The 9866-nt window shown below is 65.1% G+C and carries 9 protein-coding genes; all 9 read left to right on the forward strand.

The annotated features are described in order from the left end of the window. Positions 1-298 precede the first annotated feature (298 nt). Complete coding sequence (locus ACXJL8_RS23660) at positions 299-1294, forward strand: 30S ribosomal protein S2 (RefSeq protein ID WP_456624235.1); 996 nt, start codon at positions 299-301, stop codon at positions 1292-1294. A 133-nt stretch (positions 1295-1427) separates the two neighbouring features. Then, positions 1428-2351 (forward strand): translation elongation factor Ts, encoded by a 924-nt coding sequence (gene tsf / locus ACXJL8_RS23665; RefSeq protein ID WP_456624234.1) that lies wholly within the window; start codon positions 1428-1430, stop codon positions 2349-2351. 60 nt (positions 2352-2411) lie between these two features. Further along, positions 2412-3128 (forward strand): UMP kinase, encoded by a 717-nt coding sequence (gene pyrH, locus ACXJL8_RS23670; protein ID WP_456624233.1) that lies wholly within the window; start codon positions 2412-2414, stop codon positions 3126-3128. 86 nt (positions 3129-3214) lie between these two features. Then, positions 3215-3778 carry a ribosome recycling factor gene (gene frr / locus ACXJL8_RS23675; RefSeq protein ID WP_456624232.1) on the forward strand — a complete coding sequence of 188 codons (564 nt, stop codon included), beginning with the start codon at positions 3215-3217 and terminating at the stop codon, positions 3776-3778. A 10-nt stretch (positions 3779-3788) separates the two neighbouring features. After that, a complete protein-coding gene (locus tag ACXJL8_RS23680; RefSeq protein WP_456624231.1) occupies positions 3789-4547 on the forward strand; it encodes an isoprenyl transferase in 759 nt (252 codons plus the stop codon). Beyond that, the gene (locus ACXJL8_RS23685; protein ID WP_456685677.1) at positions 4544-5386 is read left to right on the forward strand and encodes a phosphatidate cytidylyltransferase; all 843 of its coding nucleotides are present in this window, start codon (positions 4544-4546) and stop codon (positions 5384-5386) included. The genes ACXJL8_RS23680 and ACXJL8_RS23685 overlap by 4 nt, the downstream gene beginning before the upstream one ends. Positions 5387-5390: 4 nt before the next feature. Further along, positions 5391-6614 (forward strand): 1-deoxy-D-xylulose-5-phosphate reductoisomerase, encoded by a 1224-nt coding sequence (dxr, locus tag ACXJL8_RS23690; protein ID WP_456624229.1) that lies wholly within the window; start codon positions 5391-5393, stop codon positions 6612-6614. Between the two features lie 44 nt (positions 6615-6658). Beyond that, positions 6659-7810 (forward strand): RIP metalloprotease RseP, encoded by a 1152-nt coding sequence (gene rseP / locus ACXJL8_RS23695; protein ID WP_456624228.1) that lies wholly within the window; start codon positions 6659-6661, stop codon positions 7808-7810. Positions 7811-7985: 175 nt separating this feature from the next. Continuing rightward, the coding region (gene bamA / locus ACXJL8_RS23700; protein ID WP_456685678.1) for an outer membrane protein assembly factor BamA at positions 7986-9866 on the forward strand (1881 nt) is incomplete at its 3' end.

Below are 9866 nucleotides of genomic sequence, written 5' to 3' on the forward strand. Positions count from 1 at the left end.
GCGTCCGGCCGCCCCGCCGCCACGGCCGGCTGCGCCGGCGCCTGCGGCGAAGAAATGCCCGCCCGACAAGCCGAAGTGCTAGGCGGGGGGCGTAGGACCACGGGAAAATGGGCCGGGGGCAGGGCAGTGAAAATGCCCCCGAAAGGCCCTTATTTCCTTGCTTCTGGCTGAAATGGCGCTATACAGCGCGCCATCTCACACGGAAACATGGCTCACAAGGCCGTCCGGTGGCAGCCGGGGCGAGAACGCTCCGTCTTGCTCACACGTTTCCGGAGGAACCAACCGGAGAATTAGTTCTATGGCGCTACCCGATTTCACTATGCGTCAGCTGCTCGAAGCTGGCGTGCACTTTGGTCACCAGTCCCACCGCTGGAATCCGAAGATGGCACCGTTCATTTTCGGCGCCCGCAACAACATCCACATCGTCGACCTCGCGCAGACCGTGCCGCTGCTGCACACGGCCTTGCAGGCGGTCAGCGACACCGTCGCCAAGGGCGGCCGCATCCTGTTCGTCGGCACCAAGCGCCAGGCCCAGGACGGCGTGGCCGATGCGGCCAAGCGCTGCGCGCAGTATTTCGTCAATTCGCGCTGGCTCGGCGGCACGCTGACCAACTGGAAGACGATCTCCGCCTCGATCAAGCGCCTGCGTCATCTCGACGAGGTTCTGGCTGGCGGCGAAGCCAACTCCTACACGAAGAAGGAGCGCCTGACGCTCCAGCGCGAGCGCGACAAGCTCGACCGCTCGCTCGGCGGCATCAAGGACATGGGCGGTCTGCCCGACCTGATCTTCGTGATCGACACCAACAAGGAAGACATCGCGATCCAGGAAGCCCAGCGGCTCAACATCCCGGTTGCGGCGATCGTCGACACCAATTCGGATCCGAAGGGCATCACCTATGTGGTGCCGGGCAATGACGACGCCGGCCGTGCGATCTCGCTCTATTGCGACCTGGTCGCGCGTGCGGCGATCGACGGCATCTCGCGCGCCCAGGGCGATTCGGGCATCGATGTCGGCGCCTCGGCTCGTCCGGTCGTCGAAGATCTGCCGCCGCCCTCGACCAGCGGCTTCCAGGGCCTTGCCGGTCCGCGCGGCACTGCCGACGATCTCAAGAAGCTCCCGGGCGTGTCGGGTGCGATCGAGAAGAAGTTCAACGACCTCGGCATCTTCCACTTCTGGCAGCTCGCCGAACTCGACCACGACACCGCGCACAAGATCGGCGAAGAAGTCGGTCTGCCGAGCCGTGCGGACGCATGGGTCGCCAAGGCCAAGGCGCTGACCGCGGAAGCGGAATAGTCAAAAGAGCGAGACGGGTTGGCCGGACGGCGTCCGGCCACCATTTCAGTTGACGCGAATTCCTGAGATGGACCGCGGCGGGCGCCTCGATGCCACGCCGCGGCAAACCGGCAGGCAAAAAGGATTTTCAACGATGGCAACGATCACAGCTGCGATGGTCAAGGACCTGCGCGAGTCGACCGGCGCGGGCATGATGGACTGCAAGGCCGCGCTCACCGAGACCAGCGGCGACATGGAAGCGGCGCAGGACTGGCTGCGCAAGAAGGGCCTGTCCAAGGCCGCCAAGAAGTCGGGCCGCGTCGCGGCCGAGGGCCTGATCGGCGCGCTCACCAAGGGCACCAAGGGTGTCGTGGTCGAGGTCAACTCCGAGACCGACTTCGTGGCGCGCAACGGCCAGTTCCAGGGCCTGGTCAAGATGATCGCCCAGGTCGCGTTCGACGTCGGCGCCGATGTCGAGAAGATCAAGGCTGCCAAGGTCGGCGACGTCACGGTCGAAGCCGCAATCAATGACGCGATCGCCACCATCGGCGAGAACATGACGCTGCGCCGCGCCGCTTTGCTTGAAGTCGGCCAGGGCGTGGTGTCGAGCTACGTCCATGGCGCGGTCGTCGAGGGCGCCGGCAAGATGGGCGTGATCGTGGCGCTGGAATCGCCCGGCAAGGCCGACGAGCTCGCCGCGCTCGGCCGTCAGATCGCGATGCATGTCGCGGCCGCCAACCCGCTCGCGCTCGAGCCGTCCGGCCTCGATCCGGCGACCGTCAAGCGCGAGAAGGACGTGCTCGCCGACAAATATCGCCAGCAGGGCAAGCCCGAGAACGTGATCGAGAAGATCGTCGAGTCCGGCCTGAAGACCTATTACAAGGAAGTCTGCCTGCTCGAGCAGGCCTTCATCCACGACACCGGCAAGTCGGTGGCGCAGGCGGTGAAGGAGGCCGAGGGCAAGGTCGGCGGCCCCGTGAAAATTGCGGGCTTTGTGCGCTATGCTCTCGGTGAGGGAATCGAGAAGCAGGAAAGCGACTTCGCGGCCGAAGTCGCTGCCGCCAGCGGCAAGAAGTAAGCGCCGGAACGTTCCTTCCGGCGTGCCGCCGGAAGCGGCGCCCGGACGAGGAAAGTGCTCATGTCTGATCCGGTCTATCGTCGCGTCGTGATCAAGCTGTCCGGCGAATATCTCGCGGGACAGCAGGGGTTTGGCATCGATCAACCGACCATCGACCGGGTCGCGGACGATCTGATCGCCGCCCGTCATCTCGGCACCGAGATTGCCGTCGTGATCGGCGGCGGCAATATCGTGCGCGGCGTCGAGGTCTCCTCCCGTGGCGTGTCGCGCCCGACCGGCGATACCATGGGCATGCTCGCCACCGTGATGAACTGCCTCGCGCTGGAGTCGGCGATCGAGCGCAAGGGCACACCGGCACGCGCGCTGTCGGCCTTCGTCATGCCCGAGATTTCCGAATTGTTTACCCGCACCGCGGCACACAAATATCTCGCCGAGGGCCGAATCGTGCTGCTCGGTGGCGGAACCGGCAATCCGTTCTTCACCACGGACACGACCGCGGTGCTGCGCGCCGCCGAGATCGGCGCCCAGGCGGTCCTGAAGGCGACCAATGTCGACGGCGTCTACTCGGCCGACCCGAAGAAGGATCCGACCGCCAAGCGCTTCGACCGGCTGACGCATTCACAGGCCATCGAGGGGGGCTACAAGGTGATGGATGCGACCGCCTTCGCGCTTGCCCGCGAGACGTCGCTGCCTATCATCGTGTTCTCGATCGCGGAGCCGGGTTCGATCGGCGCAATTCTGCGTGGCGGCGGCCACGGAACCATCGTCGCGGGCTGACGGCTCATCGGTCGCGCCATAGCGGGCGCGGAGACGTCGCTGGGATTTTGGCTGGGATTTTGGCCGGGATTTGAAGGAGAAACGTGATGGCCACGGGTACTTTCGACATCAACGAAGTGAAGCGCCGCATGCAGGGCGCCGTCCAGTCCCTCAAGCACGAGCTCGGTGGCCTGCGCACGGGGCGCGCCTCCGCATCGATGCTGGACCCGGTCCAGGTCGAGGCCTATGGCAGCCATATGCCGCTCAATCAGCTCGCCACCGTCAGCGTGCCGGAGCCGCGGCTGATTTCGGTGCAGGTCTGGGACAAGTCGATGGTCAAGCCGGTCGAGAAGGCGATCGTCGATTCCAATCTCGGCCTGTCGCCTGCGACCGAAGGCCAGGTGCTGCGGCTGCGCATTCCCGAGCTCAACGAGGAGCGGCGCAAGGAACTGGTCAAGGTCGCGCACAAATATGCGGAAGCCGCCAAGGTCGCCACGCGCCATGTCCGCCGCGACGGCCTCGATGTCCTCAAGAAGCTCGAAAAGAATCACGAGATGTCCGAGGACGACCAGGAGCGTCTCGCCGGCGACGTGCAGAAGGCGACCGACAGCACGATCGCCGAGATCGACCAGTTGCTGGCCGCCAAGGAAAAAGAAATCCTCACCGTCTAGAGCGTCTTCCATGTCCAACGCCGCCGCGCCAGCCACGGAAGGACCCGACCGGTCCGACGCGCCCGCGCACGTCGCCATCATCATGGATGGCAACGGGCGTTGGGCGGCCGCGCGCGGCCTGCCGCGGGCCGAAGGCCATCGCCGCGGCGTGGAGGCCCTGCGCCGCGTGGTCCGCGCGTCGCACGAACTCGGCATCCGTTACCTCACCATCTTCTCCTTCAGCTCGGAAAACTGGTCGCGCCCGGCGAGCGAGATCGGCGATCTGTTCGGCCTGCTTCGGCGCTTCATCCGCAACGATCTCGCGACCCTGCATCGCGACGGCGTCAAGGTGCGCATCATCGGCGAGCGGGACGGGCTCGAGGGCGACATCTGCGCGCTCTTGAACGAGGCCGAGGAACTGACGCGCGACAACACGCGCCTCACGCTCGTCGTCGCCTTCAACTACGGCTCGCGGCAGGAGATCGCGAAGGCGGCGCAGAAGCTCGCGCGCGAAGTGGCGGAGGGCAAGCGCGATCCGGACACGATCGATGCCGAGACGTTGGGGGCCCATCTCGACGCGCCCGACATTCCCGATCCCGACCTCATCATCCGCACCTCGGGCGAGCAGCGTCTGTCCAATTTCCTGATGTGGCAGGCCGCCTATAGCGAGTTCGTGTTCGTGCCGATCCACTGGCCCGATTTCGACAAGGCGGCACTCGAAGGCGCGATCGCCGAATTTGCCAGACGCGAGCGCCGTTTCGGCGGCCTGGTCGCGAAAACCGCCTCGTGAGCGAACCCGACGCAGCACCGGCGGGCACCCAGCCGGCCTCGAGCAATTTCGTGATGCGGGTGGCCGCGGCAGCCGTGCTGGCGCCGCTCGCCATCGCACTCGCTTATGCCGGCGGCTGGCTGTGGGCGTTTCTCGTCACGCTGGTGTCGATCGGACTGTTCGCGGAATGGCTCATGGTGGTGGGGGCGGGGTCGGTGGCGCTGACCGCCTCCGGGACGACGGTCCTCGCCATCATGGGATTCTGCGTTGCCTTCGGCGCGCTCAAGGCCGCGGTCATCACCGGCCTGATCGGCGGCGCGATCGTTGCGCTGCTTGCGAGGAGCAAGTTTCTCTGGGCCGCTGCGGGCTTTGCCTATGCATCGGCGGCGCTGCTGGCCTCGATCCTGGTGCGGCAGGATCCCGTGAACGGCTTCGCCGCGTTGATGTTCGTGCTGCTCGTGGTGTGGGCGACCGACATCGGCGGTTATTTCGCGGGCCGCGGCATTGGCGGACCCAAGCTGTGGCCGCGCGTCAGCCCGAAGAAGACCTGGGCCGGGGCGTTCGGCGGCTTTGCCGCGAGCCTTGCGGTTGCGGCAGGCTTTGCCGCTTGCGGGCTCGGAAAGGCGGCTCCGCTGCTCCTCGTCAGCGCCATCCTGTCGGTGGTGTCGGCGTTCGGCGATCTGTTCGAATCCGCGGTCAAGCGGCGCTTCGGAGTCAAGGATTCCAGTCACTTAATTCCCGGCCATGGCGGGCTTATGGACCGCCTGGACGGTTTTGTCGCTGCCATCCTGGTGGCATGGATTATCGGCTTTCTCCGCCATGGTGTGCATAGCGCCGGAAGCGGTCTTATGGTTTGGTGAGGATATGAGCGCGGTCCCATTGCGTAACAACAAGGCTGCGGCGTCGAGCGTCCGCAGCGTCACGGTCCTCGGCGCCACCGGCTCGATCGGCGACAGCACGATGGATCTGCTGCGCGCTTCTCCCGAGCGCTATCGCGTCGAGGCGTTGACGGCGAACAGCAATGTCGAGGCGCTGGCCAAGCTCGCCAAGGAATTTTCCGCGCGCTTCGTCGCCATCGCCGACACCTCCAAGTTCGCCGAGCTCAAGGCCGCGCTTGCGGGAACGAGCACCGAATGCGGCGCCGGCGAAAGCGCGGTGATCGAGGCCGCGGCGCGGCCGGCCGACTGGGTGATGGCCGCGGTCAGCGGCGCTGCCGGACTGAAGCCGGCATTGGCTGCGGTCGATCGCGGCGCGCATGTCGCGCTGGCCAACAAGGAGTGCCTGGTCTGCGCCGGCGACTTCTTCATGCAGCGCGCAGCGAAGGCGGGGGCCTGCATCCTGCCGGCCGATTCCGAGCACAACGCGCTGTTCCAGGCGCTCAGCTCAGGCAATCGCGACGAGCTGGTCCGCGTCATCATCACCGCCTCGGGCGGGCCGTTCCGGACCTGGAAGAGCGCCGACATCGAGCAGGCCACGCTCGCCCAGGCGCTGAAGCATCCGAACTGGAGCATGGGCCAGAAGATCACGATCGATTCCGCCTCGATGATGAACAAGGGGCTCGAGGTGATCGAGGCGTCCTATCTGTTCGCGCTCTCGCCCGACGAGATCGACGTGCTGGTTCATCCGCAGTCGATCATCCACGGCATGGTCGAGTTTTCCGATCGCTCGGTGGTGGCCCAGCTCGGCGCGCCCGACATGCGCACGCCGATCGCGCACTGCCTCGGCTGGCCCGACCGCATCAAGGGGCCGGCGGCCAAGCTCGACCTGGCCAAGATTGGCCAATTGACCTTCGAGGCGCCGGATTTCGAGCGGTTCCCCGGGCTTCGCCTCGCCTACGATTCGCTGCGGACGGGGAAGGGGGCGACCACCGTCTACAACGCCGCCAACGAGGTCGCCGTGGCCGCCTTCATCGCCGGCAAGATCCGCTTCGGCGCGATTGCGCGGCTGGTGGAGGCGACGCTGGAGGACTGGATCCGCACCGGGAACCAGGCGCCTTTGACCTCCGCCGACGATGCAATCTCTGTTGACCATGTTGCGCGAAATAGAGCTGCCGCCCTATTGCCTCAAATTGCCTTAAAGGCATCCTAGATGGTTCGGGGCCAGGGCCTTGCGGCGCTGGATGAGGGATATCGATGATCGACTTTTTTGTCCATATTTTCAATACGTTGAGCCATGGGCTCCTCGGCTACGCGGTCCCCTTCCTGTTCGTCCTGACCATCGTCGTGTTCTTCCACGAACTCGGCCATTTTCTGGTCGCGCGCTGGGCGGGCGTTCGGGTGTTAACCTTTTCGCTCGGGTTCGGACCTGAGCTGGTCGGTTTCAACGACCGCCATGGCACCCGCTGGAAGATCTCGGCGATCCCGCTCGGCGGCTACGTCAAGTTCTTCGGCGACGAGAGCGAGGCCTCGACGCCATCGCCCGAGACGCTTGCGGCCATGACGGCCGAGGAGCGCGCCGGCAGCTTCCACCACAAGAAGGTCGGCCCGCGCGCGGCCATCGTCGCAGCCGGACCGATCGCCAATTTCATTCTCGGCGCGCTGATCTTCGCGGGCATGGCGCTGTATTACGGCAAGCCGAGCACGATCGCGCGCGTGGACGGCGTCGTCGCCGATGGCGCCGCCGCCACGGCCGGCTTCAAGGTCGGAGACATCGTCGTGCAGATCGACGGCAAGCCGATCGAGAGCTTCGCCGACATGCAGCGAATCGTTGCGATGAACGCCGGTTCGGCGCTTGCCTTCCAGGTGAAGCGCGACGGCGCGATCGTTTCGCTGACCGCGACGCCGGCGCTGCTGGAGCGCAAGGACCCGTTCGGCAACAGCCATCGCCTCGGCGTGCTCGGGGTCGAGCACAAGTCCCAGGCCGGTGAGGCCTCGACCGCGCCGGTCGGCGTTGGCGAGGCGCTCAAGATCGGGGTCGAGCAGGTCTGGTTCATCATCACCAGCACCTTCAAGTTCCTCGGCTCGCTGTTCGTCGGAAATGGCAATCCCGGGGAGGTCAGCGGCGTTCTCGGAATCGCGAAGATGTCGGGGCAGGCGGCCAGCGCCGGGTTCCAGTTCGTCATCAACCTGTGTGCCGTGCTGTCGGTCTCGATCGGCCTGCTGAATCTGTTCCCGATCCCGCTGCTGGATGGCGGTCACCTTATGTTCTATGCGGCAGAGGTGGCGCGGGGACGGCCGCTGTCCGAGCGGACCCAGGAGATGGGGTTCCGAATCGGGCTGGGTTTGGTGCTGATGCTGATGGTGTTCGCGACCTACAACGACATCCTCCGAATGGCGGCGTCCTGATAGGGGCTTTTTTGTGACGTTGCTGATCAGCAACGTCTTGGATTGAAATTGAAATTGCGGCGCGCTGGGCCGTTTGCGGCGTCGGGGAAATTAGCTACAAGCGGCTTGAACTTGGGGAATCTCCAGACTGGCCTTGGGGTTGGGTCTGGTGCGGAATGATAAGGGCGCGTTGCGCATGAAGTTTGGACTGCGACTCCGGGGCGGCTTGCTTGCCACCCTGATCATGTTCGGCGCGCCGGTGGTTGCCCCGGTCGGGGCTGTTTTTGTGTCTTCTTCGTCTGCGCTTGCTCAGAGCGTCCAGGGGATTTCCGTCGAAGGAAACCGCCGTGTCGAGGTGGAGACGATCCGCTCCTATTTCAAGCCGGGTCCGGGCGGCCGCCTTGACCAGGCCGCCATCGATGACGGCCTGAAGGCGCTGATCGAGACCGGCCTGTTCCAGGACGTGAAGATCAATCGCGGCCCCGGCGGCCAGATCATCGTCTCCGTGGTGGAAAACCCGGTGATCGGGCGCATTGCCTTCGAGGGCAACAAGAAGATCAAGGACGAGCAGCTCACCGCCGAGGTCCAGTCCAAGGCGCGCGGCACCTTCTCCCGCGCCATGGTGCAGTCCGACACGCTGCGAATCGCCGAAATCTATCGCCGTTCCGGCCGCTACGACGTCCGTGTGACGCCCGAGATCATCGAGCAGCCGAACAACCGCGTCGATCTCATCTTCACAGTCGAGGAGGGCTCCAAGACCGGCGTCAAGTCGATCGAGTTCATCGGCAACAATGCGTTCTCGTCCTACCGGCTCCGGGACATCATCAAGACGCACGAATCGAATCTGCTGAGCTTCCTCGCCAGCAGCGACATCTACGATCCCGATCGGGTCGAGGCCGACCGCGACCTGATCCGGCGCTTCTATCTCAAGAACGGCTTCGCCGACGTCCAGGTCGTGGCCGCGCTCACCGAATACGATCCGGAGAAGAAGGGCTTCCTCGTCACCTTCAAGATCGAGGAGGGCCAGCAGTACCGCGTCGGCGCCGTCGACTTCCGCTCCAGCATTCCGAACTTCGACCCCACGTCGATGCGCGCCTATTCGCGCGTCAATGTCGGTTCGCTCTACAACGTCGAATCGGTCGAGAAGTCGGTCGAGGAGATGCAGATCGAGGCCTCGCGCCGCGGCTTTGCCTTCGCCGTGGTCCGCCCGGGCGGTGACCGCAACTTCGAAGCGCACACCGTCAACGTGGTCTTCAATATCGACGAGGGCCCGCGCACCTATATCGAGCGCATCAACATCCGCGGCAACAGCCGCACCCGCGACTACGTCATCCGCCGCGAATTCGACATCTCCGAGGGCGACGCCTACAACCGCGCGCTGGTCGACCGTGCCGAGCGCCGGCTGAAGAACCTCGACTACTTCAAGACCGTGAAGATCACGACGGAGCCGGGCTCCTCCAGCGACCGCGTGATCCTGATCGTCGATCTCGAAGAGAAGTCGACCGGCGACTTCTCGATCTCGGGCGGCTACTCCACCACGGACGGTGCGCTCGCCGAAGTCTCGGTCTCCGAGCGCAACCTGCTGGGCCGCGGCCTGTTCGCCAAGGCGTCGGTGACCTACGGCCAGTATGCGCGCGGCTATTCGCTGTCGTTCGTCGAGCCGTATCTGCTCGACTACCGCGTCGCGCTGGGCCTCGACCTCTATCAGCGCCAGCAGCTGTCCAACAGCTACATCTCCTACGGCACCAAGACGCTGGGCTTCAGCCCGCGCCTCGGCTTCTCCTTGCGTGAAGATCTGGCGCTCCAGCTGCGCTACTCGGTCTACCAGCAGGAAATCACGCTGCCGTTCTACCTGGCGAACTGTAACAACAACATTGGATCGTCGGCCTTCAACCCGAGCCCGGCCTTCGTCAATGCCAATGGCGGCGTCCCGGATCTGAGCTCGACCAACGGCCTTGGTTGCTACAGCGACGGCGAAGCCTCGCTGCCGGTGCGCAAGGAGCTCTCGAACGGCAAGACCCTGACCTCGGCGCTCGGCTACACGCTGACCTACAACACGCTCGACAACAACAAGAAC

Source organism: Bradyrhizobium sp. P5_C11_2, from assembly GCF_054049755.1.

What these genes read in the sequence shown, in the direction of transcription:
- frr (WP_456624232.1), top strand. Translation starts at nt 3,215, where the DNA reads ATGGCCACGGGTACTTTCGACATCAACGAAGTGAAGCGCCGCATGCAG.
- pyrH (WP_456624233.1), top strand. Translation starts at nt 2,412, where the DNA reads ATGTCTGATCCGGTCTATCGTCGCGTCGTGATCAAGCTGTCCGGCGAA.
- ACXJL8_RS23660 (WP_456624235.1), top strand. Translation starts at nt 299, where the DNA reads ATGGCGCTACCCGATTTCACTATGCGTCAGCTGCTCGAAGCTGGCGTG.
- dxr (WP_456624229.1), top strand. Translation starts at nt 5,391, where the DNA reads ATGAGCGCGGTCCCATTGCGTAACAACAAGGCTGCGGCGTCGAGCGTC.
- tsf (WP_456624234.1), top strand. Translation starts at nt 1,428, where the DNA reads ATGGCAACGATCACAGCTGCGATGGTCAAGGACCTGCGCGAGTCGACC.
- ACXJL8_RS23680 (WP_456624231.1), top strand. Translation starts at nt 3,789, where the DNA reads ATGTCCAACGCCGCCGCGCCAGCCACGGAAGGACCCGACCGGTCCGAC.
- rseP (WP_456624228.1), top strand. Translation starts at nt 6,659, where the DNA reads ATGATCGACTTTTTTGTCCATATTTTCAATACGTTGAGCCATGGGCTC.